At 41.2% G+C, this 26,963-nt stretch carries 30 protein-coding genes and 1 pseudogene; 28 read left to right on the plus strand and 3 right to left on the minus strand.

Translation table 11 applies throughout. The features are described 5' to 3' along the window. Window position 1: 1 nt before the first annotated feature. The 4 genes from ruvX to HMPREF2837_RS01855 all read left to right on the plus strand — a co-directional run bounded on the left by ruvX (window position 2) and on the right by HMPREF2837_RS01855 (window position 2,767). A complete protein-coding gene (gene ruvX / locus HMPREF2837_RS01840) occupies window positions 2-421 on the plus strand; it encodes a Holliday junction resolvase RuvX (RefSeq protein ID WP_049549170.1) in 420 nt (139 codons plus the stop codon). Window positions 422-436: 15 nt separating this feature from the next. Continuing rightward, complete coding sequence (locus HMPREF2837_RS01845) at window positions 437-742, plus strand: DUF1292 domain-containing protein (RefSeq protein ID WP_000017624.1); 306 nt, start codon at window positions 437-439, stop codon at window positions 740-742. A 262-nt stretch (window positions 743-1,004) separates the two neighbouring features. After that, window positions 1,005-2,255, plus strand: a complete 1,251-nt coding sequence (locus tag HMPREF2837_RS01850; protein WP_075230570.1) for a bifunctional folylpolyglutamate synthase/dihydrofolate synthase — start codon at window positions 1,005-1,007, stop codon at window positions 2,253-2,255. 86 nt (window positions 2,256-2,341) lie between these two features. Continuing rightward, entirely contained in the window at window positions 2,342-2,767 is a 426-nt protein-coding gene (locus HMPREF2837_RS01855; protein ID WP_049549172.1) for an SP_0198 family lipoprotein, read from the plus strand. A gap of 134 nt (window positions 2,768-2,901) precedes the next feature. Here the strand turns inward: HMPREF2837_RS01855 and HMPREF2837_RS01860 are convergent, their stop codons facing one another. Further along, the gene (locus tag HMPREF2837_RS01860; protein WP_049549173.1) at window positions 2,902-3,714 is read right to left on the minus strand and encodes a Cof-type HAD-IIB family hydrolase; all 813 of its coding nucleotides are present in this window, start codon (window positions 3,712-3,714) and stop codon (window positions 2,902-2,904) included. A 196-nt stretch (window positions 3,715-3,910) separates the two neighbouring features. Here HMPREF2837_RS01860 and HMPREF2837_RS01865 point away from each other — a divergent pair, with 196 nt between their 5' ends. The 7 genes from HMPREF2837_RS01865 to HMPREF2837_RS01895 all read left to right on the plus strand — a co-directional run bounded on the left by HMPREF2837_RS01865 (window position 3,911) and on the right by HMPREF2837_RS01895 (window position 10,325). Next, the gene (locus HMPREF2837_RS01865) at window positions 3,911-5,332 is read left to right on the plus strand and encodes an NCS2 family permease (protein WP_049531200.1); all 1,422 of its coding nucleotides are present in this window, start codon (window positions 3,911-3,913) and stop codon (window positions 5,330-5,332) included. Between the two features lie 86 nt (window positions 5,333-5,418). Then, window positions 5,419-5,862 (plus strand): tRNA (adenosine(37)-N6)-threonylcarbamoyltransferase complex ATPase subunit type 1 TsaE, encoded by a 444-nt coding sequence (tsaE, locus tag HMPREF2837_RS01870; RefSeq protein WP_049549193.1) that lies wholly within the window; start codon window positions 5,419-5,421, stop codon window positions 5,860-5,862. Beyond that, window positions 5,852-6,373 carry a GNAT family N-acetyltransferase gene (locus HMPREF2837_RS01875; RefSeq protein ID WP_049549174.1) on the plus strand — a complete coding sequence of 174 codons (522 nt, stop codon included), beginning with the start codon at window positions 5,852-5,854 and terminating at the stop codon, window positions 6,371-6,373. Before tsaE ends, HMPREF2837_RS01875 begins: the two co-directional genes overlap by 11 nt. 4 nt (window positions 6,374-6,377) lie before the next feature. Next, window positions 6,378-7,415 (plus strand): glycopolymer--peptidoglycan transferase LytR, encoded by a 1,038-nt coding sequence (brpA, locus tag HMPREF2837_RS01880; RefSeq protein WP_075230571.1) that lies wholly within the window; start codon window positions 6,378-6,380, stop codon window positions 7,413-7,415. Window positions 7,416-7,494: 79 nt separating this feature from the next. Continuing rightward, window positions 7,495-8,763, plus strand: coding sequence for a competence/damage-inducible protein A (locus HMPREF2837_RS01885; protein ID WP_049549176.1), 1,269 nt, complete (start codon window positions 7,495-7,497; stop codon window positions 8,761-8,763). Window positions 8,764-8,804: 41 nt separating this feature from the next. Continuing rightward, window positions 8,805-9,959, plus strand: coding sequence for a recombinase RecA (gene recA, locus HMPREF2837_RS01890; protein ID WP_049549177.1), 1,155 nt, complete (start codon window positions 8,805-8,807; stop codon window positions 9,957-9,959). Window positions 9,960-10,130: 171 nt separating this feature from the next. After that, a complete protein-coding gene (locus HMPREF2837_RS01895) occupies window positions 10,131-10,325 on the plus strand; it encodes a PspC domain-containing protein (RefSeq protein WP_049549178.1) in 195 nt (64 codons plus the stop codon). A 355-nt stretch (window positions 10,326-10,680) separates the two neighbouring features. On the opposite strand, the gene HMPREF2837_RS01900 is transcribed toward HMPREF2837_RS01895, so the two are convergent. Then, window positions 10,681-11,235: a GNAT family N-acetyltransferase gene (locus tag HMPREF2837_RS01900; RefSeq protein ID WP_049549179.1), complete on the minus strand. Its 555-nt coding sequence runs from the start codon at window positions 11,233-11,235 to the stop codon at window positions 10,681-10,683. A 109-nt stretch (window positions 11,236-11,344) separates the two neighbouring features. Between HMPREF2837_RS01900 and HMPREF2837_RS01905 the strand changes: the two genes are divergently transcribed. Further along, entirely contained in the window at window positions 11,345-12,715 is a 1,371-nt protein-coding gene (locus tag HMPREF2837_RS01905) for an MATE family efflux transporter (protein WP_049549180.1), read from the plus strand. A gap of 97 nt (window positions 12,716-12,812) precedes the next feature. After that, window positions 12,813-13,529: a YebC/PmpR family DNA-binding transcriptional regulator gene (locus tag HMPREF2837_RS01910; protein ID WP_000532896.1), complete on the plus strand. Its 717-nt coding sequence runs from the start codon at window positions 12,813-12,815 to the stop codon at window positions 13,527-13,529. 221 nt (window positions 13,530-13,750) lie between these two features. On the opposite strand, the pseudogene HMPREF2837_RS11930 reads toward HMPREF2837_RS01910, so the two are convergent. Next, window positions 13,751-14,410, minus strand: a pseudogene (locus tag HMPREF2837_RS11930) (hypothetical protein). 206 nt (window positions 14,411-14,616) lie between these two features. On the opposite strand from HMPREF2837_RS11930, the gene HMPREF2837_RS01920 reads away from it, so the two are divergent. From HMPREF2837_RS01920 to HMPREF2837_RS01990, 15 genes are all read left to right on the plus strand, one after another. Next, window positions 14,617-15,078, plus strand: a complete 462-nt coding sequence (locus HMPREF2837_RS01920) for a MarR family winged helix-turn-helix transcriptional regulator (protein WP_075230572.1) — start codon at window positions 14,617-14,619, stop codon at window positions 15,076-15,078. Beyond that, window positions 15,062-16,831 (plus strand): ABC transporter ATP-binding protein, encoded by a 1,770-nt coding sequence (locus HMPREF2837_RS01925; protein ID WP_049549182.1) that lies wholly within the window; start codon window positions 15,062-15,064, stop codon window positions 16,829-16,831. The genes HMPREF2837_RS01920 and HMPREF2837_RS01925 overlap by 17 nt, the downstream gene beginning before the upstream one ends. Next, the gene (locus HMPREF2837_RS01930) at window positions 16,821-18,581 is read left to right on the plus strand and encodes an ABC transporter ATP-binding protein (RefSeq protein WP_049549183.1); all 1,761 of its coding nucleotides are present in this window, start codon (window positions 16,821-16,823) and stop codon (window positions 18,579-18,581) included. Before HMPREF2837_RS01925 ends, HMPREF2837_RS01930 begins: the two co-directional genes overlap by 11 nt. A gap of 116 nt (window positions 18,582-18,697) precedes the next feature. Beyond that, on the plus strand, window positions 18,698-19,201 hold the full coding sequence (locus HMPREF2837_RS01935; protein WP_049549184.1) for a phosphatase PAP2 family protein: 504 nt from the start codon (window positions 18,698-18,700) through the stop codon (window positions 19,199-19,201). Window positions 19,202-19,319: 118 nt separating this feature from the next. Further along, window positions 19,320-19,766 (plus strand): LytTR family DNA-binding domain-containing protein, encoded by a 447-nt coding sequence (locus tag HMPREF2837_RS01940; protein WP_004250544.1) that lies wholly within the window; start codon window positions 19,320-19,322, stop codon window positions 19,764-19,766. 4 nt (window positions 19,767-19,770) lie between these two features. Next, window positions 19,771-20,445: a LiaF transmembrane domain-containing protein gene (locus HMPREF2837_RS01945; RefSeq protein WP_049549185.1), complete on the plus strand. Its 675-nt coding sequence runs from the start codon at window positions 19,771-19,773 to the stop codon at window positions 20,443-20,445. A gap of 107 nt (window positions 20,446-20,552) precedes the next feature. Continuing rightward, entirely contained in the window at window positions 20,553-20,741 is a 189-nt protein-coding gene (rpmB, locus tag HMPREF2837_RS01950; RefSeq protein WP_001140948.1) for a 50S ribosomal protein L28, read from the plus strand. Window positions 20,742-20,891: 150 nt separating this feature from the next. Beyond that, window positions 20,892-21,257, plus strand: coding sequence for an Asp23/Gls24 family envelope stress response protein (locus HMPREF2837_RS01955; RefSeq protein WP_000216431.1), 366 nt, complete (start codon window positions 20,892-20,894; stop codon window positions 21,255-21,257). Between the two features lie 2 nt (window positions 21,258-21,259). Further along, window positions 21,260-22,924, plus strand: a complete 1,665-nt coding sequence (locus HMPREF2837_RS01960) for a DAK2 domain-containing protein (protein WP_049549186.1) — start codon at window positions 21,260-21,262, stop codon at window positions 22,922-22,924. A gap of 224 nt (window positions 22,925-23,148) precedes the next feature. Continuing rightward, entirely contained in the window at window positions 23,149-23,340 is a 192-nt protein-coding gene (locus HMPREF2837_RS01965; protein ID WP_006149242.1) for a hypothetical protein, read from the plus strand. Next, entirely contained in the window at window positions 23,337-23,531 is a 195-nt protein-coding gene (locus tag HMPREF2837_RS01970) for a hypothetical protein (RefSeq protein ID WP_049549187.1), read from the plus strand. The genes HMPREF2837_RS01965 and HMPREF2837_RS01970 overlap by 4 nt, the downstream gene beginning before the upstream one ends. After that, window positions 23,518-24,402: an ABC transporter ATP-binding protein gene (locus HMPREF2837_RS01975; protein ID WP_049549188.1), complete on the plus strand. Its 885-nt coding sequence runs from the start codon at window positions 23,518-23,520 to the stop codon at window positions 24,400-24,402. Before HMPREF2837_RS01970 ends, HMPREF2837_RS01975 begins: the two co-directional genes overlap by 14 nt. Window position 24,403: 1 nt before the next feature. Beyond that, entirely contained in the window at window positions 24,404-25,141 is a 738-nt protein-coding gene (locus tag HMPREF2837_RS01980) for an ABC transporter permease (RefSeq protein WP_049549189.1), read from the plus strand. After that, window positions 25,141-26,238 (plus strand): sensor histidine kinase, encoded by a 1,098-nt coding sequence (locus HMPREF2837_RS01985; protein ID WP_049549190.1) that lies wholly within the window; start codon window positions 25,141-25,143, stop codon window positions 26,236-26,238. Before HMPREF2837_RS01980 ends, HMPREF2837_RS01985 begins: the two co-directional genes overlap by 1 nt. Continuing rightward, window positions 26,239-26,838: a response regulator transcription factor gene (locus tag HMPREF2837_RS01990; RefSeq protein ID WP_049549191.1), complete on the plus strand. Its 600-nt coding sequence runs from the start codon at window positions 26,239-26,241 to the stop codon at window positions 26,836-26,838. Window positions 26,839-26,963: the final 125 nt, after the last annotated feature.

The raw sequence follows: 26,963 nt of genomic DNA on the forward strand, positions 1-26,963 counted from the left end.
TATGAGAATTATGGGATTGGACGTTGGCTCCAAAACGGTAGGAGTAGCGATTAGCGACCCGTTAGGTTTTACGGCACAAGGACTTGAAATCATCCAAATCAATGAAGAACAAGGTCAGTTTGGTTTTGATAGACTTGAGGAGTTGGTTGATACATACAAGGTGGAGCAGTTTGTTGTCGGTTTGCCTAAAAACATGAACAACACAAGTGGCCCACGGGTGGAAGCTAGCCAGGCATATGGCGAGAAGTTGGTAGAGCTCTTTGGCTTACCGGTAGATTATCAAGATGAACGCTTGACTACGGTTGCTGCTGAGCGTATGTTGATTGAGCAAGCAGATATTAGTCGCAATAAGCGTAAAAAAGTTATTGATAAATTAGCTGCTCAATTGATTTTGCAAAATTATTTAGATAGAAAATTTTAAGACAGAGGAGAAACTATGTCACACGATCACAACCACGATCACGAAGAACGTGAACTTATTACACTTGTAGATGAGCAAGGAAACGAAACTTTATTTGAAATCCTTTTGACTATTGACGGAAAAGAAGAATTTGGTAAAAATTATGTTCTTCTTGTACCAGTTAACGCAGAAGAAGATGAAAACGGCGAAGTTGAAATCCAAGCTTACTCATTCATCGAAAATGAAGATGGAACAGAAGGCGAATTGCAACCAATCCCTGAAGATTCAGAAGATGAATGGAATATGATTGAAGAAGTCTTCAACAGCTTTATGGAGGAGTAAAAACATCCAGTGGATGTTTTTAGCCTGACGCTAAAAATAAAAACCGTCAGTAAGTTCGGGGGATGTTTTTAGCCCAGCTCCTTGAATTAAGAGAGAGCTGGTAAGTTTGGGAGACTGTATCAGCCCTGCTTCTAGAAAGAAGAAAAAGCAGGAACGTCCAGTGGACGTTTTTAGCCTGACGCTAAAAATAAAATTTAGCTAGTATCTAGCAAAATGAGTAAAAAGCGAAGAGAATCTTCGCTTTTTTGTTAAGGAGATAAGCATGATTGAAGTAGAAAAATGGCTTCATAGTCGGATTGGATTGAATTTTAGATCAGGTTTGGGGCGGATGCAGAGTGCGGTAAACTTGCTGGGAAATCCTGAGCAAGCCTATCCTATTATCCATGTGACAGGGACAAATGGAAAGGGTTCAACCATTGCCTTTATGAGAGAGCTCTTTGTTTCTCATGGTAAGAAGGTGGGGACCTTTACTTCGCCTCATATTGTTAGCATCCATGACCGTATCTGCATTAATGGCGACCTCGTATCGGACGCAGATTTTATTCGTTTAGCAGATCAAGTCAAGACGATGGAGCAAGAACTTCTAGAAACTCACGATCAGCTATCCTTTTTTGAGTTGCTGACCTTGATTGCTTTGCTCTATTTTAAAGAGCAAGAAGTAGATTTAGTCCTACTGGAAGTTGGGATAGGTGGACTTCTTGATACTACCAATGTCGTGACAGGTGAAATTGCAATCATCACATCAATCGGCCTCGATCACCAGGAGACCTTGGGCGATAGTTTAACAGCAATTGCAGAGCAGAAGGCAGGGATTTTTAAGTTAGGCAAGTCAGCCGTTATTGCCAACTTAGCACCGGAAGCACAGATTGTTTGTCAAAAGATTTCGGAAGATTTAGGTGTGACTCTCTATCAAGCTGACAAAGATTTTTCTTTCAAATCAGGAGATTTTTCTTCTTCTCTAGCGGATTTGACCCAATTAAAACTAGGATTGGAAGGAGCTTATCAAGAGGAAAATGCAGCTCTTGCCTTGCAGACTTTTCTACTATTTATGGTACAAAGAAACGAGAAAGTAGATCAAGAACCAGTACGTGCTGCCTTGCAAGCTACTAAATGGGCTGGAAGGCTAGAAGCTGTCACTGAGCACATTTATCTAGATGGGGCTCACAATTTACCAGCTCTAGAGCGTTTGGTTGAGTTTATCCAGGAAAAAATTCAGCAAGGGTATCAACCTCAAATCCTATTTGGTGCCCTAAAGCGGAAAGATTATAGTGGAATGCTTACTTATTTAACAGAGCATTTACCTGATGTAGATCTCTATGTTACGAGTTTTGACTATCAGGGTTCCTTGGAAGAGCAAGACTTTGGAGATTATACAAGCATTGCTTCATATCGAGATTTTATAGATAATTTTGAGAGTTCTGCAGAGGAGAAAGACTTGCTATTTGTGACAGGATCTCTCTATTTTATATCAGAGGTTCGCGCTTGTTTCATGGCCTCAGAGTCATTTGATTGACCCTCCTATCTTTATTTGTTATAGTAGAGTTGTGGTGGCTCAGCAGGGTTATTCTGATTTTAAGCTACTAAAAGAAAGGAGACATCATGTCACTAAAAAAATTCACACTTTCTCTTGCTGCTTTGGCAAGTCTTAGTCTCTTGGTTGCTTGCTCCCCAAAAACGCAGTCAACTCCTTCCTCTCAAGCAAGTACTAGTGCAGAAGCGAGCACTAGTCAGAAATCGGAAACATCTGCTTCTAGTTCAACAGCTAGTTCAGTAACTAATATTGATGGAACCTATAAAGGGCAAGATGAGGGAGATAGCATTACTCTCGTAGTTACTGGTAATACTGGAACATGGACAGAAGTAGAACCTGATGGCGATCAGGAAATTAAAAAGGTCACCTTCGAACCAGAGAGTCAGCGAGTCTTTATTGGAGATGATATCAAGGTTTATGTAGCTGATGGCAATCAAATGATCATTGATGATATGGATCGCGAAATTTCTGATCGTATCGTTCTAAAAAAATAGACATCTTTTGTAAGGATTTGAATCTCGTTAACACGGATTCGAGTCCTTTTTTCTTTAATCGATTTTTGGCATAAAAAATCCATACGATTAAGGTAGCTATTTTCTACCAAAAAAGTATGGAGGGATAGTTTTTATTAAAGGAACTGCTCTTGTAAAAAGTGAGCGACTCCGTCTTCTTCGTTGGTTAGTGGTAATTGCTCGTCTGCGAAAGAAAGTAGAGCGGGATTAGCATTTTTCATGGCATATCCTCTACCTGCAAAAGAGAGCATTTCTTGGTCATTGTGTTCGTCACCAAAGGCAATCAGGTTCTGTCTGTCTATATTCATGACATTTAGAAGGTATTCAAGGGCAAAGGCCTTGTGAACACCTTTTGGAGTACATTCAAGAATGTTCAAGGGACCGCCCCAAGTATTGATATTAAGTTGATGCTTGTAAAAGCTAGTCATCTCTTCTGCTAGTGCATATTTATCGTCTGCCCTAGTTTGTAATAAAATACAGTTAGGCCCCTTAGTCACTAAGTCAGACTTGAATTGATTTTCAGGGCGAAAGTTTTCAACACCAAACAATTTAGGATCGGCAATTTCCTTGTCTGGGGATGTAATGTAAAACTTTTTACGGTATTCACCTGCTATAAAATCGGCCTCGATTTCCTCTTTTCGTAGAACCATATCTAAGAGATACTTTTTATCAACAGTCAGGCATTTTTCATGGGCCCAAACCTTACCAGGTAGGTGTGTAAGGGAACCATTGAAATTGATCATAGGCGTTTCAAGTTCAAGCTGATCATAAAAATCTTTAGCCATACGATAAGGGCGACCTGTTGCAATCACGACATGGTGGCCTTTTTTAGATATTTGTTTGATAGTATCTTTGGTAAAATCCGATAGTTTACTTTCGCCGTTAAGTAAGGTTCCGTCCAAGTCGACGGCAATCATTTTTTTAGTCATAAGATCCTCCCGAATCTAGTTTCAGATAAGATGTTTTCTATTATATCAAAAAGCGGAGAGAAAAGCTGACTCTAAGTGAAATGCGGGAGAACAATATCTATTAGTTTTTTTTAATTTTTAAAAAAACACCTTGAAAAGGTGAATGATTGATGATATAATGGTTCTATTGTTCGTAAAATGACAAAGGAGATTAAAAATGGACAAACTATTTAAACTAAAAGAGCACGGGACAGATGTCCGCACAGAGGTTCTTGCTGGTTTAACAACTTTCTTTGCAATGAGTTATATTCTCTTTGTAAACCCTCAAATGCTTTCACAAACAGGAATGCCTGTTCAAGGTGTGTTCTTGGCTACAATCATTGGTTCTGTTGTGGGGACTTTGATGATGGCCTTCTATGCTAACTTACCATATGCGCAAGCTCCAGGTATGGGACTCAATGCCTTCTTCACATTTACCGTCGTATTTGGGATGGGTTATAAATGGCAAGAAGCTCTTGGGATGGTCTTCATCTGTGGGATTATTTCATTGATTATTACATTGACCAATGTTCGTAAAATGATCATTGAGTCTATTCCTACAACTCTTCGTTCAGCGATTTCAGCTGGTATTGGGGTTTTCCTTGCTTATGTTGGGATTAAGAATGCTGGTCTCTTGAAATTCTCGATTGACCCGGGTACTTATACAGTAGCAGGTGAAGGAGCAGATAAGGCTCAAGCAGCACTTACTGCAAACTCAGCAGCTGTTCCAGGATTGGTAGATTTCAACACGCCAGCTGTCTTGGTAGCTCTTGCAGGTCTTGCCATTACTATCTTCTTCGTTGTTAAGGGGATCAAAGGTGGTATCATCCTTTCTATTTTGACAACGACAGTTCTTGCCATTGCTGTTGGTCTTGTTGATTTGTCTAGCATTGACTTTGCAAGCAACAATCTTTCATCAGCAGTTAACGATCTAGGAACTTTGTTTGGTGCTGCTCTTGGGTCAGAAGGTTTGGGTTCTTTGATTTCAAACACTTCTCGTTTGCCAGAAACCTTGATGGCCATTCTTGCTTTCTCATTGACAGATATTTTTGATACTATCGGTACTCTTATTGGTACTGGTGAAAAAGTTGGTATCATTGCGACAAGTGGTGAAAACAATGAGTCAGCTAAATTGGATAAAGCTCTCTACTCTGACTTAGTTGCAACTTCAGTAGGTGCCATTGCAGGTACTTCAAACGTTACAACTTATGTTGAGTCTGCAGCAGGTATCGGTGCTGGTGGGCGTACTGGTTTGACAGCTTTGGTTGTTGCCATCTGTTTTGCTCTATCAAGCTTCTTTAGCCCACTTCTAGCAATCGTTCCAACAGCTGCAACTGCACCAATTTTGATCATCGTTGGAATTATGATGCTCTCTAACTTGAAAAACATTCCTTGGGATGATATGGCTGAAGCTGTTCCAGCTTTCTTCACATCTATCTTTATGGGATTCAGCTACTCAATTACACAAGGGATTGCCGTTGGTTTCTTAACTTATACTTTGACGAAGGTTGTCAAAGGTCAAGTGAAAGATGTGCATGTCATGATTTGGATTTTGGATGCCTTGTTTATCTTGAACTACATCAGTATGGCTCTTAACTAATGATAAAAACTAAAAAAAGAGGGGAGTCTCCCCTTTTTTTGTTGATGGAAATATCACAAAATAAAACTTTTTGGTATAATAAGTACATGTACACAAAAAATGAAGATGAGTTGATTGCACTTGGAGAAAAGCTAGGGCACTTGTTAGAAAAAAATGATGTATTGATTTTGACTGGTGAGTTAGGTGCTGGGAAAACAACGCTAACAAAGGGTCTGGCTAAGGGATTAGGCATTCATCAAATGATTAAGAGTCCTACTTATACCATTGTTCGAGAATATGAAGGACGTCTACCCCTGTATCACTTGGATGTTTATCGTATCGAAGGGGATGCAGATTCTATCGATTTGGACGAATTTCTTTTTGGATCAGGTGTAACGGTTATTGAGTGGGGACATCTATTGGGTGAGGATCTCCCTTCAGATTATCTGGAGTTAGAAATCCTAAAAAAAGATGAGGGGCGAGAAATGCTCTTTCATGCTCATGGTCAAAGGGCAACAGAACTTTTGAAAGGATTGACGGATGGAGTATGATCTTTTAATCCGTGAAGCGGAAACCCAGGATGCTTCAGAAGTCATTACTCTCTTAGATCAAATTGGTCAAGAGTCTAATTTTACCAGTCTGGATGAAAATGGGATTGCAATGACTGAGTCTGAAATGCAACATTTTTTGGATAAGCAGGCCCAGTCGGATAATCAAATTACCCTACTCGCTTTTTTGAATGATGAGTTAGTAGGAATCATCAATACAACAGCTGATCAACGTCCGCGAGTCCGTCATATTGGAGATGTCTTTTTAGGAATAAAAAAAGCTTACTGGGGAAATGGTCTCGGTAGTATCTTGTTGGAAGAAACTATTGAATGGGCCAAATCAAGTGGTAGTATTCGACGATTACAATTGACAGTTCAAAAAAGAAATCTTGCTGCGGTGCATCTGTATGAAAAAATGGGCTTTATCATAGAAGGATTACAGGAACGTGGTGCTTGTATAGAAGGAGGAGAGTTTCTAGATGTTTACCTAATGGGTCAACTGATAGACGAATAAGAGTATGGTAAAAAAAATAATTGGAATGTTTTTAGGTTTGGTCCTTGTGACAGTGCTTGGTGTGGGAGCTTATGCCTATACGATCTACCAACAGAGTACACAGACTTTGGCTAAAACCTATAAAAAAATCGGTGAAGAAACCAAGGTCATTGAAGCGACCGAACCTCTGACGATTTTGATTATGGGCGTGGACACTGGGAATGTTGAACGTACAGATCCATGGGCTGGTAATAGTGATTCAATGATCTTGGTCACAGTGAATCCTAAAACTAAGAAGACAGTCATGATGAGTTTGGAGCGTGATATTCTCACACAAATCCAGCAACCAGATGGTAGTGTAATGGAGGCTAAACTCAATGCCGCCTATGCTAATGGTGGTGCAGAGCTGGCTATTTCAACTATTGAAAAGATGATGAATATCCACATCGACCGTTATGTGATGGTCAATATGCATGGTCTTCAAAGAATGGTTGATGCCGTAGGTGGTATTACAGTGAACAATACACTTGGCTTCCCAATCTCTATTCAAGATCAGGAACCTTTTAACACGATTTCGATTGGAGTCGGTGAGCAAACCCTCAATGGTGACGAAGCCCTTGTTTATTCACGCATGCGTTATCAGGATCCTGAAGGGGACTATGGTCGTCAAAAACGTCAGCGTGAAGTGATTCAAAAGGTTGTCGAGAAGATTCTTAGTTTGAATAGTGTGAGTCATTATCAAGAGATTCTGAAGGCTCTTAGCGATAATATGCAGACAAATATCGAAATTACAACGACAACGATTCCTCAGTTGATGGGTTATCAAGATTCATTTAAAAATATTGAGTCTCAACAATTGCGTGGAGAAGATGCAATGCTTCAAGGGACATCTTACCAAATCGTGACATCTGAGCATATGTTAGAGATGCAAAATCTTTTACGCCGTTCGCTCGGGCAACCAGAGGTTACGAATTTGGAGACTAATGTAGTCTTGTATGAGAATCTTTATGGTCAGGGTCAGTTGCCTCAATCTACTAGTGTTGCAGTAGAAGAATTAGAATAATAGGAGACTATCCATCAAATCGTAGGAATTTTCCTGCGATTTTTTCAAAGAAATCCGAATAGGTAAGTAGGAGGAAAAAATGAAAGCAGAAATTATAGCTGTCGGGACAGAGATTTTAACGGGTCAGATTGTCAATACCAATGCTCAATTTTTGTCTGAAAAGTTGGCTGAAATTGGCGTGGATGTCTATTTTCAGACTGCTGTGGGAGATAATGAAAGTCGTCTCTTATCTTTGTTGGAGCTCGCTAGCAATCGTAGCAATCTGGTCATTCTAACGGGAGGTTTGGGTCCGACGGAAGATGACTTGACCAAGCAAACTGTGGCCAAATTTTTGGGCCGAGATTTGGTTTTTGATCCTCAAGCTCAGGCTAAACTAGATCGTTTTTTTGCTCAAAGACCAGACTATGCTCGTACTCCTAACAACGAGCGCCAAGCGCAAATCATCCAAGGTGCGACCCCGCTACCAAATGAAACGGGTCTAGCAGTAGGTGGCATGATTGAAGTGGCTGGGGTAACCTACGTCGTTCTACCAGGACCTCCAAGTGAATTGAAACCTATGGTCTTAAATGAGCTGCTTCCGAGATTGACAACGGGCTCTAAACTCTATTCACGTGTGTTGCGTTTCTTTGGGATTGGTGAGAGCCAGTTAGTGACCATTCTATCAGATTTAATTGACCAGCAGACAGATCCAACTTTGGCACCTTATGCTAAAACTGGGGAAGTGACCCTTCGCTTATCGACCAAGGCTAAGAGTCAAGAAGAAGCGGATCGTGTTCTAGATGCTCTAGAACAAAAAATCCTTGAAAAAGAAACCTTTGAGGGTGTTTCACTTCGAGAAATTTGCTATGGCTATGGGGAAGAAACCAGCTTGGCTAGCCTGGTAGTAGAAGAGTTGAAAAAGCAAAAGAAAACCATCACTGCAGCAGAAAGCTTGACTGCAGGTCTTTTTCAAGCTACTTTGGCAGATTTTTCAGGTGTGTCTGCTATTTTTAAAGGTGGTTTTGTGACTTATAGCCTTGAAGAAAAAGCAAAAATGCTTGATATTCCACAGGCTGAATTGGAAAAATATGGAGTTGTATCGGCTTTTACTGCTGAAAAAATGGCTGAACAAGCGCGCATCCAAACCCAGTCAGATTTTGGAATTAGTTTGACGGGAGTAGCTGGGCCAGATAGTCTAGAAGGACATCCAGCAGGTACAGTCTTTATTGCTTTAGCGCAAGCTTCGGGTACAGAAGTTATCCAGGCTAATATCGCAGGTAGAAGTCGTGCAGATGTGCGAGAAATTGCAGTCTTACATGCCTTTAACCTAGTTCGCAAAGCTTTATTAAGTGCTGGAGATTTGTTATAATAGAAGAAGGTCTAAGGACTATTAGAATACAGGAGAATAAAATGGCGAAAAAACCAACAAAAAAATTAGACGAAATTGGCAAAAAATTTGGTGCTGATCGTGAAAAAGCCTTGAACGATGCCCTTAAATTGATCGAAAAAGACTTCGGTAAGGGGTCAATCATGCGCTTGGGTGAGCGTGCCGAGCAAAAGGTCCAAGTGATGAGCTCAGGTTCTTTGGCTCTTGATATTGCACTCGGATCAGGTGGTTATCCAAAGGGACGTATCATTGAAATCTACGGACCAGAATCATCAGGTAAGACAACAGTTGCCCTTCATGCGGTAGCGCAAGCCCAAAAAGAAGGCGGAATTGCTGCCTTTATCGATGCAGAGCACGCTCTTGATCCAGCCTATGCAGCAGCGCTTGGAGTTAATATCGATGAATTGCTCTTGTCACAACCAGACTCAGGGGAGCAAGGTCTTGAAATTGCTGGGAAATTGATTGACTCAGGTGCGGTTGACCTTGTTGTTATCGACTCAGTTGCAGCTCTTGTGCCTCGTGCGGAAATTGATGGTGATATCGGAGATAGCCACGTTGGTCTTCAAGCTCGTATGATGAGCCAGGCTATGCGTAAACTCGGGGCTTCTATTAACAAGACAAAGACAATTGCTATCTTCATCAACCAGTTGCGTGAAAAAGTAGGGGTTATGTTTGGAAATCCAGAAACAACTCCTGGTGGACGCGCCCTTAAATTCTATGCTTCAGTCCGTTTGGATGTGCGTGGAAGTACACAAATCAAGGGAACTGGTGACCAAAAAGATACGAGCGTAGGTAAGGAAACCAAGATTAAGGTTGTTAAAAACAAGGTAGCTCCACCATTCAAAGAAGCCTTTGTTGAAATCATGTATGGTGAAGGGATTTCAAGAACTGGTGAGCTTTTGAAGATTGCAAGTGATCTTGACATCATCAAGAAAGCAGGAGCATGGTACTCTTATAAAGACGAAAAGATCGGTCAAGGTTCTGAAAATGCTAAGAAATACTTGGCAGATCATCCAGAAATCTTTGACGAGATTGACCACCAAGTTCGTGTCAAGTTTGGCTTGATTGAAGATGATGCAGTGGCCGATGAAAAAGTTGCACCTGTGGAATCAGAAGTAGCTAATCAAGAAGTGACTCTTGACCTTGGCGATGAGCTTGAAATCGAAATTGAAGATTAAAAAGTAAAAGTGGTGGAGGCATCCCCACTTTTTCTGTTATCTTGGACTAAAGAACTGAAACAATGAGGGGATATAGTTTGCTAAAACTAGAATCTTCTGATAAAAATTAGCAAGACTATTGAAAAAGATTTGATGATAAATTAAAAGAAAAATTAGTATAAGGAGATTCTTATGGAAAAACGTTTAGTTCGTAATGTTCAAGATAAAAAAATTGCTGGTGTTTGTGCAGGTCTTGCTGACTACTTAGATATTGATGTAACACTTGTTCGTGGACTTTGGATTCTTTTCACATTGCTAGGTGGATCAGGAATTCTTGCTTACCTCATGCTTTGGCTCATCATGCCAGAAGCTGGAACAGAAGCGTAAACTTAGTGCATCTTTATGAGACAAATCATGATAAGAGAGTGGGACAGAAATCGGTAATTCGTTAGAATTCGATTTCGTCGTCCCACCTACGCACAGTTGAGTAGGGCTGTAAAAGCTGATGAAATCAGCGTAGTAGAGCCCACTCAACCACTGCGTCTTGCACGACAATCCAAAGACAATTGAGAGGCTAGGACTTTTGTCCCAGTCCCTTATTTGTGATATGCGGTGATAATTTTTTCCAAGTTTTCATCTTATTTCGGAATCACAAAAAAATCACCTGTAGTGCAGGTGATTGGAGATTCATTGTAGAGAAATTTGCAGTTTCTTACTGGGAAGTTAAAGACTGCAGTATAGGTTAGTGGTCGCTAAAACGACGGTACTCGATGTGGAAGTCAAAATAATTTTCTTCTTGTAATTTTTGGAAGATATCACGGTAGGCTTCTTCATCAAAGTGGTCGCCACGATATAGAATCTCAAAACTAAGACCTTCGTACTCCAAAAAAGCATTGGCGGTTTTGAAGCCGTTTTGTTTATAGAATTCCATGCGAGCTTTTCGCTGTTCGAGGTTATCGCATTCCTCATCCAAACGTTCAACTTCAAGAATCATGGTACGCTGGTAAAAATCAATCAGCTTTTCAATGATTTCTTTGCCATAGCCGTGGCTACGCAAATGAGGCATAATGGCAAAAAAACTTATGTAGAAAGCCTTTTGATTGGAAATGGCAAAGGCAAATCCTACAAATTCCTCTTCGTTGTAAAAGGCGAAAAAGTGGGCATCGTCTCGATCTTGATATTGTAAAAATTCAGACAGGGATACTCGCTCTTCTTCAGGAAAGGCTTCGATATTTAACTTTTCAACTTTCTCAAGGTCTGGAAATACATCTGTAATTAATTGGCTGGTTAAGCTCATGCATAAACTCCTTTTCTGTCACGATTATACCAGATTGTCTGTATATAGGCAACGCTTTCTTATTCAAACTCTCTTGTTCCCCTACTAGAAAGCTGATATAATAAGCCTTATGAATAAAAAATCAACGGTGGACCTGATTCATGGTCCTATCCTTCCCGCGCTAATTAGTTTTGCATTACCGATTTTACTGTCCAATATCTTTCAGCAACTTTATAATACGGCTGATATTTTGATTGTTGGACGTTTTCTAGGGCCAGACTCCTTGGCGGCTGTTGGAGCAACAACGGCTATCTTTGATTTGATTATCGGTTTTGCCCTTGGAGTTGGCAATGGAATGGGAGTGGTGATTGCCCGCTATTACGGAGCTCGTAACTTTTCAAAGATTAAAGAAGCTGTCGCAGCTACTTGGATTTTAGGGGCTCTTTTAAGTGTGATTGTTATGGCGATAGGTTTTGTTGGTCTCTATCCACTTCTCCAATATCTGGAAACTCCTGCAGAAATTCTCCCCCAGTCTTACGATTATATCTCCATGATTGTCAGCTGTGTCGGCGTCAGCTTTGCCTACAATCTCTTTGCAGGTTTATTGCGGTCAGTTGGTGACAGCCTTGCGGCACTTGGCTTTTTGGTTTTTTCAGCTCTGGTCAATGTTGCCCTTGACTTGTACTTTATCACACAACTGCAATTGGGAGTCCAGTCTGCGGGTCTTGCGACAATCATATCGCAAGGTTTATCAGCCCTTCTCTGCTTTTTCTATATCCGCAGGAGTGTGCCTGAGTTACTGCCTAGTCTCAAGCATTTTAAGTGGGACAAGGCCCTCTATGTAGATCTTTTGGAGCAAGGCTTAGCTATGGGGATGATGGGTTCTATTGTCTCTATTGGTAGCGTCATTTTACAATCATCGGTTAATAGTTTTGGAGCAGTCATTATCAGTGCTCAAACGTCGGCAAGGCGTATTATGGCCTTTGCTTTACTACCGATGACCTCTATTTCGGCCTCCATAACGACTTTCACCTCTCAAAACTATGGAGCCAAGCGGCCAGACCGCATTGTCCAAGGGCTTCGGATTTCTAGTCGTTTGAGTATGTCTTGGGCAGCCTTTGTCTGTATTTTCCTATTCTTTGCCAGTCCTGCCTTGGTCTCCTTCCTGGCAAGCTCGACAGACTCTTATTTGGTAGAAAATGGCACTTTGTATCTGCGCATCAGTTCTACTTTTTATCCCATCTTGAGTCTCTTGCTGATTTATAGGAACTGCTTGCAAGGTTTAGGGCAAAAACTCCTTCCTTTGGTATCTAGTTTTATTGAGCTTATAGGAAAGATTGCTTTTGTTGCTTGGATTATTCCTTGGTCTGGCTATTTAGGTGTTATTTTTTGCGAACCCCTTATCTGGCTAGCTATGACCATCCAACTTTACTTCTCGCTTTCCAAGCATCCATGGATCAAAGAAGGCAAGAAAATCTTGGTTGCTGGTGGGAAATCCTAGATTGATTTACAAAAGAAAAATCCATTTCCTCTAGTGAAAATCAGGTAGACTTGTGTTATAATAAGAAAGATTAAAATGTGAAAAAAGGAGATTCCTAATGGGACGTAAATGGGCCAATATCGTAGCTAAGAAAACAGCTAAAGATGGAGCTAACTCTAAAGTATATGCAAAATTTGGTGTAGAAATCTATGTAGCAGCTAAAAAAGGTGAACCAGATCCAGAATTAAACACTGCTTTGAAATTCGTTATCGATCGTGCCAAACAAGCGCAAGTGCCAAAACACGTTATTGATAAGGCTATCGATAAAGCAAAAGGAAACACAGACGAAACCTTTACAGAAGGTCGTTACGAAGGTTTCGGACCAAATGGTTCTATGTTGATCGTTGATACTTTGACTTCAAACGTTAACCGTACAGCTGCCAACGTGCGTGCTGCCTTTGGTAAAAACGGCGGAAATATGGGAGCTTCAGGTTCTGTATCTTATCTCTTTGACAACAAGGGTGTTATCGTATTTGCAGGTGACGATGCTGATGCTATTTTTGAACTCTTGCTTGAAGCAGATGTTGATGTAGATGATGTAGAAGCAGAAGAAGGAACAATCACTGTCTACACTGCACCAACTGACCTTCACAAGGCTATCGTTGCCTTGCGTGAATCTGGTATTGAAGAATTTCAAGTAACTGAATTGGAAATGATTCCTCAATCAGAAGTTGAGTTGTCAGGTGAAGATTTGGAAACATTTGAAAAACTTTACGGAGTCCTTGAAGACGACGAAGATGTCCAAAAAATCTACACAAACGTAGACGGATTCTAAGAATAAAAATAACCCCTTTGAAAATTCAGTATTTTCAAGGGGTTTGTTTATCTTGTGATGACAAAAGGGCAGGAAAGAGACAAAAATCTCTTTTTACAAAAACTTCATTTTTTATCTACAATCGTCTATAATCCAATGGATTGTGGAAATATCGTGGTGCTGGGATTTAGAAATCGAGACTTAGTCTACCGATTGCTATTCCCAGCACCTTTTTAGTTATGTTAAATTTTCACTCCAGAATCAGATTGTTCTTTGCGATCTAGTCCGATGGCGAATTTACGGATCAGAAGAAACTGACCATTTTTCTGCTTTACAAAGTTTAAAACAACTGCCTTACTAGGTGAACCAAGGGATAGATAGGAGATTCTTTTGGTTTCATAATCACTGTCACTTGAATCTGCTTCAGAATCTGGAATCCCATGTTCACTGATAATGTCTTTGTAATTACTACCGCCTTGCCCTTGGTTGGAAGCGTCGCCCTCTATTAAGGCATCAAACTGTTCTTGAGTTCAGGTAAAGATCTCTTCTTCCTCTTCATATTCATCAATGGTACTATTTGGCCAATCTTCATTGGTTGGTTCTTCCATGAGATAATTAGAAGAGCTACGATAGCCTCTTATAAAATCAGCGAAGATAGGAGTGAATAGCAATTGGCTTATCAGTACAATGATAATGGAAATGAGGCCAAAGCTTGAACCAATCATAGCTAATGTTTTTTGATTTTGGAGATTGAGGCCAATGCCGATGACTCCTAAGATCAAGGCAACAAATCCAAAGAGAAAGGATAGACCATTGATAATTGGTATCCAAGAACCAAGAAGGGCCAGGGTTCCAAAGATGATGGCAAGGATTCCTAAGATTTTGTGTTCTTTTTGCTTCATTTGTGAATTACTCATTTCTAGTAAACTGGATTTGTGTTCGTGTGAGATAGTGTTTATTATAGATAAAATAAGAGCTGATGTCAATTTATACCGAGATAGTTCTCATAGAAACTTTTTCTTGACATCTTTTCTGAAAATGATAAAATAGTTCTCATGGAAACTTAATTGTTCTCAAGAGAACTATTTTTACTTAGAAGGGAGATAGCATGGATAAACCGATGTTGGTCTTTAAACGTTTTGGTCACCAGTTACATCTGATGGTACAAAAGGAAGCCAAGCGTTGTGGTATTGAATTTATGGGGGGACCGCAAGGGCAGGTCATTCGTTTTTTAGAACGTCGTGAGCATGAACAAGAATTAACACTCATCAAGGATATTGAACAAGAACTCAATATTACCAAGTCAGTTGCTAGTAATTTGGTCAAGCGTATGGTGCAAAATGGTTTGGTAGAGTTGGAGGCGAGTCCAAGTGATAAACGGGCGAAATTTGTTCATTTGACCGAAAAATCACGCTCTCAAATGAAGCAAGTTAAGTCTTTCTTTAATCTAATTGACCGTAGTTTACTTGATGGCATTTCCGAAGAGAATCTCCTTATCTTTGAAGAAGTCCTTGGAAAACTACAAGCAAATGTAGAAAAAATAGGAGGTAAGAATGAAGAAACTCGCTAAGCGTATCACAGGAAAAGAGTGGGGCATGATTCTAATAACTGTTCTCTTTACCTGTTGCTCGGTCTATCTAGAGTTAGAAGTACCGACTTACGTTTCAAAAATAACAGAATTACTCGGAACGCCAGGTACGGAGTTGGGAGACCTTTGGTCGCCAGCAACTAAGATGATGGGTTTGTCATTCTTAGCCTTCCTATCATCTGTAACAGTTGGATTTTTTGCCGCTCGAGTTGCAGCATCCTATACGGCTCATCTACGAAGCGATATTTTTAATCGTGTTTTGGATTACTCCCAGACAGAAATTAAACGTTTTTCAATTCCCAGTCTATTGACTCGGACAACTAATGATATCACGCAGATTCAGATGCTCTTTACCATGGGACTTCAGGTAGTCACTCGCGGACCAATCATGGCGCTTTGGGCTATTGGGAAAATCCTTGGCAAGTCAGAATACTGGATTTGGGCAGTAGTGGTGGCAGTCATTGTCAATGTTCTGATGACAACTGTCTTGATGACTTTGGCCTTTCCCAAACAATCTGTCATTCAAAAATTGACAGATAAACTGAACAGTATTACTCGTGAAAGCTTGACAGGGATTCGGGTTGTTCGTGCATACAATGCTGAGGAATATCAAGATAAGAAATTCGAAGAAGCCAATGATGAAGTCACACGACTCAATCTCTTTGTAAGTCGCTTAATGGCCATTATGAATCCTATTATGATGGCAATTTCTAGCGGCTTGGTCCTTGCCATTTACTGGATTGGTGCTTATCTTATCAACGACGCTAGCTTGACAGAGCGTCTACCCCTCTTTAGCGATATGGTGGTCTTCATGTCCTATGCTATGCAAGTGGTAATGGGCTTCTTACTCATGGGTGCTCTCTTTATCGTCTTGCCTCGTACCTTGGTTTCTGCAGGTCGTATCAATCAAGTCTTGGACCTTCATTCCACTATTGAAAATCCTAGTCACCCACAGACAGCAAACTCTTCTGTAAAAGGTCAAGTGGAATACCGCGATGTAACCTTTCGTTACTCTAAAAACTCAGAAGCAGTTGTGGAACATGTCAGCTTCAAGGCAGAAGCAGGGCAAACCATTGCCTTTATCGGATCAACTGGTTCTGGTAAATCTACTCTAGTTAACCTCTTACCCCGTTTTTATGATGTGTCAGAGGGAGAAATTCTAGTAGACGGCGTCAATGTTCAGAATTATGACTTAGAAGATTTGCGTAATAAAGTTGGCTATATCCCTCAAAAAGCTGTGCTCTTTTCTGGAGATGTCAAGGGCAATCTCAACTTTGGTAAGAGTCAAGAAACGCCACTAAGTGAGACGGCCATGTGGCAAGCTCTGGAATTGGCTCAATCTAAAAACTTTATAGAAGATAAGGAAGCGGGCATAGCTTCAGAAGTAGCTCAAGGCGGGACCAATTTCTCAGGTGGACAGAGACAACGTCTGGCCATTGCACGCGCCCTGGCTCGTAAACCAGAGATTCTCATTTTTGATGATTCATTCTCAGCCTTGGACTACAAGACCGATCGTATCTTGCGTCAAGTATTAGCTGAAAAAACACAATCCATGACCAAGTTAATCGTTGCCCAACGCATTTCAACCATTATGGATGCAGATCTGATCTTAGTCTTGGATCAAGGTAAAGTCGTGGGACAAGGCACCCACAAGGAACTTCTTGCAAACAATGAAGTTTACCAAGAAATTGCTTATTCACAACTATCGAAGGAGGAATTGGAACATGGAAAATAAGAAAATGTCCTTATGGAAACAGTGTAGACCTTTTCTAGCAGGTCTCCAACTTCCCCTACTAATCGCAGTTGTGGCGGCTATATGTTCAAGTATTATCACGGTTTATGGACCAACTAAGATCAAAGAAATTACCAATTTGATTTCAGATGGGTTAATGGCAGAGATTGACCTAGAGGCTGTCTCAAGTATTGCTAGCTTTTTGGTTATCCTCTATGTGCTTGGGATTATCCTGAACTATACGCAAGCCTACATTTTTTCAACTAGTATCCAACATTTCTCAAAACGTTTGCGGACAGCTATTGCTGAGAAAATCAATCGCTTGCCACTTGCTTATTTTGACCGTCATTCTCAAGGGGACACCCTTTCTCGTGTGACTAATGACGTTGATACAGCAGCTCAGTCTCTTAACCAAAGCCTTGGGACAGTTCTTTCAGCCAGCTTTTTACTGATTGCTGTTTTGATTACCATGTTTGGTATGAACTGGATTTTGGCACTGGTAACCGTTGTTTCAACCCTTGTTGGATTTGCGGCGGTTTCCGTAATTATGGCCAAGTCGCAGGGCTACTTTAAAGCTCAACAAAACAACCTAGCAGCTGTAAATGGCTATGTGGAAGAAATGTACTCTGGCCACAATGTGGTGACCAGCTATAATGCTGTGGAACCAACAAAAGACACATTTGCAGGCTTGAATCAGAATCTACATGATAGCATCTGGAAATCTCAGTTTATCTCTGGAATTATGATGCCTGCCATGGTTTTTGTAGGCAACTTTAGTTATGTTCTAGTCATTATCGTCGGTGCTGCCTTGGCTCTTGAAGGGTATATCAGTATCGGGATTATTGTAGCCTTCATGGTTTATGTTCGAACCTTCTCGCAACCCTTATCACAGATTGCCCAAGGAATTACCAGCTTACAACAAGCTAGTGCAGCCATGACTCGTGTCTTCGAATTTCTAGGTGAAGAGGAAATGGAAGATGAATCTCATAAGGAAAGACAATTGACCAACATGAAGGGTGAAGTAATCTTCGACAGAGTTTCATTTGGCTACACACCGGAGCGAACGATCATTCATGACTTTTCTGCGACAGCTCATGCAGGTCAAAAGGTTGCTATTGTTGGACCAACTGGAGCTGGGAAGACGACCATTGTTAACCTCTTGATGAAGTTCTATGAGATTGATAAGGGAAGTATTCGCATTGATGGTGTGGATACTAAGGCTATGAAGCGCTCAGAAGTACACGATGCCTTTTCAATGGTCTTGCAGGATACCTGGCTCTTTGAAGGAACCATTCGTGACAATCTCATCTACAATCAAACAGGTATCAGTGATGAAGAAGTGATTGAAGCTGCCAAAGCAGTCGGAATCCACCACTTCATCACAACCTTACCTGATGGTTACGATACAGTCTTAGATGATACAGTGACCTTGTCAGTCGGGCAGAAACAACTCTTGACCATTGCTCGTGCTCTGCTCAAAGATGCTCCGCTCTTGATTCTGGACGAAGCAACATCCTCAGTCGATACTCGTACAGAGGAGTTGATTCAAAAGGCTATGGATCGTTTGATGGAGGGACGCACATCCTTTGTTATTGCCCATCGCTTGTCAACGATCCGCAATGCTGACTTGATTCTGGTCATGAAAGAAGGAAACATCATCGAGCAAGGAAATCATGAAGAGCTTATGGCTCAGGGTGGTTTCTATGCCGACCTCTACAATAGTCAATTTATAGAAGACCAAGTAGAAGAATAGTAATTCAAAAGAAGGCTTGACGGCCTTCTTTTTCTGCACTATACTAGAGTAGGAGATGCTAGCGGACTCGTTCTGTCAGGCTTCTTGTGTAAAATCTAGAAACAACGAGAAAACAGATGAAAAACTATCAAGAATGGTACGAGAAGAGGAAATCAAGTCTTCTTCGACATCCACAACTATTGCAATTGATGCGAGTTTTTAATCGCATGATGACAGTTCTGATGCCCTTAGCTTACTTGACCTTGTTGGGCACAAACTTTGTAAGTAAAGGGGTTGGGAGCGACCTTTATGCATATATCTTAGTGCCAGCTTCTGGCTTTGTCCTATTGACGCTAGTTCGTAAGTGGATCAATCAACCACGTCCTTATGAGACTTGGGAAATTATTCCGCTACTAGACAAGGACAGCTCTGGGAATTCAATGCCTAGTCGCCATGTCTTTTCAGCAACCATCATTTCCATGGCTTGCCTGCATGCAAATCTGCCTGTGGGGTTGGTTTTGTTGGTCTTATCAGCTCTTCTCGGTCTTGTGCGGGTTTTAGGTGGCGTTCATTATCCCAAGGATGTTTTAGTTGGCTACGCTTGTGGCCTCCTTTGGGGAATTCTTTTCTTTATTTTCTAAAAAGCAAAGCAAGTGGGCTTGGTCTCGTAACCACTTACGGGTCAAAAGTGACCACTTGCTTTTTTGCCCTTGTAAAGTCCTCTGGCCTTTGGTATAGTAGATGCAGAAAGGAGATAGGATGAAGTTACGAATCGAGATTGATAGTGAATTAACTGAGACAGAGATTGTCATCAAAGCTGCAGCCCTGACAGATGAAATAGCTGACTTGCAACGACTCTTGCAAGAAACCAAAGCTCCTAGGTTGATCTTTTATAAGGGGACGGGTGAGTACTACTTAGACTTGGCAGAAATCCTCTTTTTTGAGACGGAAGGGAGCAAGATTTACGCCCATACCCAGAAAGAGGCCTACGAGGTTCGGCTCAAGCTTTATGAGTTGGAGTCTATCCTGCCACGCTATTTCAGTCGGGTATCCAAGTCGACTATTGCTAATATTCGGCAAGTTTACTCGGTTGACAAATCCTTTTCAGGGACAGGAACTATTTCCTTTTATCAGACCCACAAGGAGGTTCACGTGTCACGGCACTACCAATCCCTCCTAAAAGAAAATCTAAGAAACATGAGGTAAGAACATGAAAAAGAAAGCATTTGGTATTGTGTTGCTAGTATTGGCAGCTTTAGTGTTATTGCAGGGGAATTTTGGAATCCCTTCTCTGGGAGGGCAGATTTGGCCCTTGATTGGTATTGGATTTTTTGCCTATCAATCAATTGAAGCTTTGCTTCGTCGTCATCTGACATCAGCCTCTTTTACAGCCCTAGTGGCCCTCATGATTGCTAATCATTTTTATGACATTTTACCGATTCCCAATCAATCATTGTTTTGGGCAAGTATTTTAATCGTAATGGGTGTCAGCGCACTCACTCATTCTAACAGAACTTGGAATGGAAAAAAATGGTGGTATGACGGTGAAAAGACCATTCTGACAGACAAGGAAGTCGCTTTTGGGGCGGGTACATTTTACAAGCAAGACCAAGAATTTGTAGAAGATGAGTTTGAGGTCGGATTTGGGAATGCCAAAATCTATTATGACAATGCAGAGATGTTAGGTGATTTTGCTACTCTGAATATCGAAGTCGGATTTGGGAATGCAGTTATCTACGTGCCTCAACACTGGAGAGTAGATCTAAAGGTAGAGACTTTTTGTGGAGCAGCCAAGGCAGATGCCCCTCTAGCCCCAACCAGCAAAACTTTGATTATCCGTGGAGATGTAGCTTTTGGGAAACTAGGAGTTGTTTACGTTAAATAAAAAAAATCTTTCAATCCCCTTGCCAAAAAAGAGAAAGTGTGATAACATAGTACAGTATGTGGTGCTAGCACATCCGCTATATTAGATCTAATAGGAGGAAAACACAAATGGCTAAAGTATGTTACTTTACAGGTCGTAAGACTGTATCAGGAAACAACCGTTCACACGCGATGAACCAAACAAAACGTGCCGTAAAACCAAACCTTCAAAAAGTTACTGTACTTATCGATGGTAAACCTAAAAAAGTTTGGGCTTCAGCTCGTGCTTTGAAATCAGGTAAAGTAGAACGCGTTTAATAAATAGTAAAAGGCCATCAGGTCTTTTTCTTTTGCTCTAAGTACAAAATCACTCGTCAAAGGAGCAAATATCCGCCGATACAGTATTCTGCTTTTACACTTGGCTTGAAATATGATAAAATAGAGTATCAACTAGTTGAGGTAGAAAAAATGACTGTAAAAATTAATACAAAAGATGGTCAAATCGAACTAACAGATGAAGTGATTGCTACCGTTGTAGGCGGTGCAGCAACTGAGATTTTTGGTGTGGTCGGTATGGCAAGTAAGAAAGCCCTCAAAGATAATTTCCAAGCCCTCCTTGGAAAGGAAAATTATTCTAAAGGTGTCGTTGTAAAAGCGGCCGAAGATGGTAGCATTGCAGTTGATGTATATACCGTGTTGAGCTACGGAACAAAAATCAGTGAAGTCTCAAAAAATATCCAAGAGCGTGTACGTTTTAGTTTGGAAAACCAACTTGGCATTACTGCTCAAACTGTGAATGTCTACATTCAAAATATCAAAGTTGTAGGAGAATAATCGTGTCAAATATTACTACAAGCTTATTTCAAGAAATGGTACAGGCTGCATCTACTCGTTTGAACAAGCAAGCCGAATATGTCAACTCATTAAACGTCTTCCCAGTTCCAGATGGAGATACAGGAACAAACATGGGAATGACTATCGAAAATGGTGCTAAAGAAGTAGCAGACAAACCAGCTTCAACTGTTGGTGAGGCTGCAAGTATCTTGGCTAAAGGTCTGTTGATGGGTGCGCGTGGGAACTCAGGAGTTATCACTTCTCAGCTTTTCCGCGGATTCTCACAAGCCATCAAGACAAAAGAAGAGTTAACAGGAAAAGACCTAGCTCTTGCCTTCCAATCTGGTGTTGAAGTAGCCTACAAGGCTGTTATGAAGCCAGTTGAAGGAACAATCCTGACTGTATCACGTGGCGCTGCCATCGGTGCTAAGAAAAAAGCCGAGCAGACAGACGATGCCATTGAGGTTATGCGTGCTGCCTTGGAAGGAGCTAAAACAGCTCTTGCTAAGACTCCAGACATGCTTCCAGTCTTGAAGGAAGTTGGTGTTGTGGACTCAGGTGGTCAAGGTTTGGTCTTCATCTACGAAGGCTTCCTTTCAGCTCTTACTGGTGAATATAGCGCTTCTGAGGACTTTGTCGCTACTCCAGCCAACATGAGTGAAATGATCAATGCTGAACACCACAAGTCTGTAGCTGGACATATGGCAACAGAAGACATCACCTTTGGTTACTGTACGGAGATCATGGTTGCTCTTAAGCAAGGCCCAACTTATGCTAAAGAGTTTAACTACGATGAATTCCGTAGCTACTTGAATGACCTTGGGGACTCATTGCTTGTTGTCAATGACGATGAAATCGTTAAAGTTCACGTCCATACAGAAGATCCAGGTCTTGTCATGCAAGAAGGTCTCAAATATGGTAGCTTGGTTAAGGTTAAAGTCGATAACATGCGTAACCAACACGAAGCACAAGTGGAAAAAGAAGCTCAAGTCAGCAAGCCAGCTGAAGAAAAAGAATACGCCCTTATCGCAGTAGTAGCTGGACAAGGCTTGGCAGACATCTTCCGTGCTCAAGGTGTGGACTATGTCATCGAAGGTGGACAAACCATGAACCCTTCGACAGAAGACTTTATCAAGGCTGTAGAGCAAGTGAATGCTCGCAACATTATCTTCTTACCAAACAACAAAAATATCTTCATGGCAGCACAATCTGCTGCAGAAGTATTGGAACAACCAGCTGTTGTGGTAGAAGCTCGTACCCTTCCTCAAGGATTGACTAGTCTTCTTGCCTTCGATCCAAGCAAGTCTATCGAAGAAAACAAAGAACGTATGACTGCAGCTCTTGGTGATGTGGTCAGCGGTAGTGTAACAACAGCCGTTCGTGACACGACTATCGATGGTTTGGAAATCCATGAAAATGACAATCTGGGTATGGTAGATGGTAAGATCCTCGTATCAAACCCTGATATGCACCAAACCTTGACTGAAACCTTGAAACATATGTTGGATGAAGACAGTGAAATCGTAACCTTCTATATCGGTGAAGATGGAAGTGAAGAATTGGCTAACCAAATCGCCCAAGAAATCGCAGAAGAATTCGAAGATGTTGAAGTAGAAATCCACCAAGGTCAACAACCAGTGTATCCATATCTTTTCAGTGTGGAATAAGAATGAAATAGAAAACGAAAGAGGTCGGGAAAAGATTCCCGATCTTTTTGGTTTGCAATGAGTTTTGGACCCAGTAGCTGATTGGTGCTAGAAAATCAATCCAATCTAGTAATTTCTGTTCCATCATTTTTAATGACATTTGTCATATCTCCTCATGACAGAAGCTTCTAGTGATTCTACCTTCAAAGAATTATACTAGATGTATCAAATGGAGGAAGAAAAAAATGAAACATAAAGTAATTATTGCAATGAGTTTAGTAGCAGCAGGAGTCATGACTTATCTCATGTTTTCAGGATTGGATGAAGGCTTCTATCATTTTCCTTGGGAGTTGTTTGCAAGTTTTGGAATCATGTCTTGGTTGATCCGAGAAGGTTTGAAATTAGTCTCAGATGTGAAAAAGGAGTTTGAAAAATGAAAAAAGCGATTCTCTATCTTTTTATTGGACTATCACTAGTGGTATGGTTGGTAGAAATGTTTACAGGTTGGTTTGATCAAGCTATCCTTCACCAAGCCATTCGCGGTGCCTGGGGATTAGGATTTATGATTTTTATCGCCTTTCCGATGGGAAAGGAGTGGCTGAAAGGAGAGTCTCATGAACATGATTAAGGTAGAAAGCCTAAATAAAAACATCAAGGGCAAGGCTATATTGAAGGATATTTCCTTTGAGGTAGCTGAAGGTGAATGCGTCGCCTTGATTGGGCCAAATGGTGCTGGAAAGACAACACTCTTGGACTGTTTGCTTGGAGATAAACTGGTCACAAGCGGTCAAGTATCCATCCAAGACTTGCCAGTGACGAGCTCTAAGTTAGACTACATTAGAGGCTACCTCCCTCAAGAAAATGTCATCGTTCAGAAATTAAAGGTCAAAGAGTTGATTGCTTTCTTTCAAAGCATTTATCCAAATCCCTTGAGCAACCAGGAAATCGATCAACTATTGCAGTTTGACCAGCAACAAAAAGAGCAATTCGCAGAAAAATTGTCAGGTGGGCAAAAGCGTCTCTTCTCTTTTGTCTTGACCTTGATTGGGCGACCAAAGCTTGTCTTTTTAGATGAACCAACTGCGGCCATGGATACTTCAACCCGTCAACGCTTTTGGGAAATTGTTCAGGAGCTAAAAGCTAAGGGAGTTACCATTCTCTATTCGTCCCATTACATCGAAGAGGTAGAGCATACAGCTGACCGGATTTTGGTCTTGAATAAGGGAGAGTTGATTCGTGATACGACGCCTCTAGCTATGCGTAGTGAGGAGATTGAAAAGCATTTTATCCTTCCTCTGGCATACAAGGAAATTGTTGAGCAGTCTAACTTGGTTGAAAACTGGGTACAAAAACAAGATGCTCTGCAAGTAGTCACACGAGAGGCAAATGCTTTTTGGGAACTGTTAGTTCAAGCAGGATGTAGCATACAAGAAATCGAAGTTAATAACCGTAGTTTGCTAGATACAATCTTTGAAAAAACACAAAAGGGAGATGACTAAGATGAAACGATGGATCGCACTAAACAAGATAGAATTTCTATTGACCAAACGACAATTAGTCTATTATCTATTATCCGTAGGGATGCCGACAGCCTTCTATTTATTCTTTTCAGGTATGTACCAGGACACACCAGGTGGACCGGCTAATTTTATGCGCGACTACCTCATCTCCATGACGGCTTTTTCCATGATGTCGACAGCTATCTTTTCATTCCCAGTTGTTTTACATACCGACAAGATCAACAACTGGCAGAAAATATTACGTCATAGCCCTGTAAATATGGTAGAATATTATCTATCAAAGATAACAAGTATGATGGTTGATTATTTGGTCTCAATTCTGGTTGTTTTCTCAGTTGGGCATTTTGTAAGAGGTGTGGATATGTCTCTTGGAAACTGGATTGGAGCTGCGTTCTTGCTGATAGTAGGAAGTGTTGCCTTTGTAGCACTTGGCTTAACCCTGACTCTCTTGCCGTCCAGTCAGCTGATGTCTGTTGTGGGCAATCTTCTTTACTTTGGTTTGGCTGTTTTAGGCGGACTCTGGATGCCTGTCTCTTTATTTCCAGACTGGATGCAAGCAATCGGGAAGTGCCTACCAACTTATCAGTTGATGGAGTTGCTCAAGACCTTCTTAAACGAGGGTGGCATCAATCTATCAGCCACAGTTTATCTACTTGTTTTTTCAGCAGTTTTGTTTGGTTTGACCATTTACCTTCAAGGTCATAAGGAGAATGCTTAATGCTTGAAAGACTGAAAAGCATACATTATATGTTTTGGGCTAGTTTAATTTTTATGATTTTCCCCATCCTGCCTGTAGTGACTGGGGAGCTTCCTAGCTGGCATTTGTTGATTGATATTCTATTTGTCTTGGCTTACTTAGGTGTTTTAACCACCAAGAGTCAGCGTTTATCCTGGCTCTGTTGGGTTATCATGCTAGCCTATGTAGCTGGCTATACTGCCTTTGTTGGTGTAAATTATATCTGGTTCTTCTTTTTCCTTGCCAATCTCTTAATTTATCATTTTAGAGTGCGTAGCCTACGTTCACTTCATGTCTGGACTTTTCTCCTTGCTCAAGTTCTTGTTGTTGGACAACTCATGATGTTTCAGTCTGTCGAAACTGAGGCTGTAGCCTTTGAGCTTGGAATTCTTACTTTTGTGGATTTGATGACATTGGGCTTGGTTCGAATTCGCATTGTCGAGGATTTGAAAGAAGCTCAGGCCAAGCAAAATGCCCAGATAAATCTATTGCTTGCTGAAAATGAACGTAGTCGTATCGGTCAGGATTTGCATGATAGTCTGGGACATACCTTTGCGATGCTGAGTGTCAAGACAGATTTAGCCTTGCAGTTGTTTCAGATGGAGGCTTATCCACAGGTGGAAAAGGAATTAAAAGAAATTCACCAGATCAGCAAGGATTCCATGAATGAAGTGCGAACCATTGTGGAAAATCTGAAATCACGGACCCTAGCTTCAGAGCTTGAGACTGTCAAAAAGATGCTAGAGATTGCTGGGATTGAAGTTCAGGTTGACAATCAGTTGGACAAGGCTAGTTTGACCCAAGATGTGGAGTCGACAGCTGCTATGATTTTGTTAGAACTTGCGACCAATATCATCAAGCATGCCAGCGCTGAAAAAGCCTATCTAAAACTGGAACGTACAGATCAGGAATTGGTCCTGATAGTTAGAGATGACGGGAAAGGATTTGCAAATGTAAAAGGGAATGAACTTCATACAGTCCGTGACCGTGCAGCAGCCTTCTCAGGTCAAGTAGAGCTGGTCAGTTTGAAAGATCCCACAGAGGTGCGCGTGCATCTGCCTTATAAGGAGAGAAAGTAGATGAAAGTATTAATCGCAGAAGACCAAAGTATGCTTAGAGATGCCATGTGCCAGCTCTTAAGCTTTCAACCAGATGTGGAGACCGTCTTGCAGGCGAAAAATGGAGCTGAAGCTATCGAGGTTTTGGAGAAAGAAGCAGTAGATATTGCCATCCTTGACGTCGAAATGCCAGTCAAGACAGGACTAGAAGCACTTGAGTGGATCAAACAAGAAGTGCCTGAAACAAAGGTGGTTATCGTTACGACCTTTAAACGCCCAGGCTATTTTGAACGAGCGGTCAAGGCTGGAGTAGATGCTTATGTATTGAAAGAAAGAAACATTGCAGACCTCATGCAAACCTTGCATACGGTGTTAGAGGGACGCAAGGAATATTCTCCAGAGCTGATGGAAGTCATGATGACCCATCCCAATCCCTTGACCGAGCAGGAAGTCGCTGTTTTGCATGGAGTAGCACAGGGGCTGTCCAACCAAGAAATTGCGGATAAGCTCTACCTCTCAAACGGCACCGTCCGTAATTACATGACCAATATACTCTCCAAACTAAACGCTAGCAACCGAACCGAAGCAGCCAAAACCGCCGAAGAAGAAGGATGGTTGTGAGGGAATAAAGAAAAAATCTCTTAGAAATGAATCTAAGAGATTTTTGGTGTTATGTGACTAGTAGTCCGTCTCGCTCCGTTAGGTACGAGATAAAAAAAACACCCGCTATGCGGGTGCGCGTCGAA

This window comes from Streptococcus sp. HMSC071D03, assembly GCF_001812125.1.
In the GTDB taxonomy this organism is placed as follows: Bacteria; Bacillota; Bacilli; order Lactobacillales; family Streptococcaceae; genus Streptococcus; species Streptococcus pseudopneumoniae_N.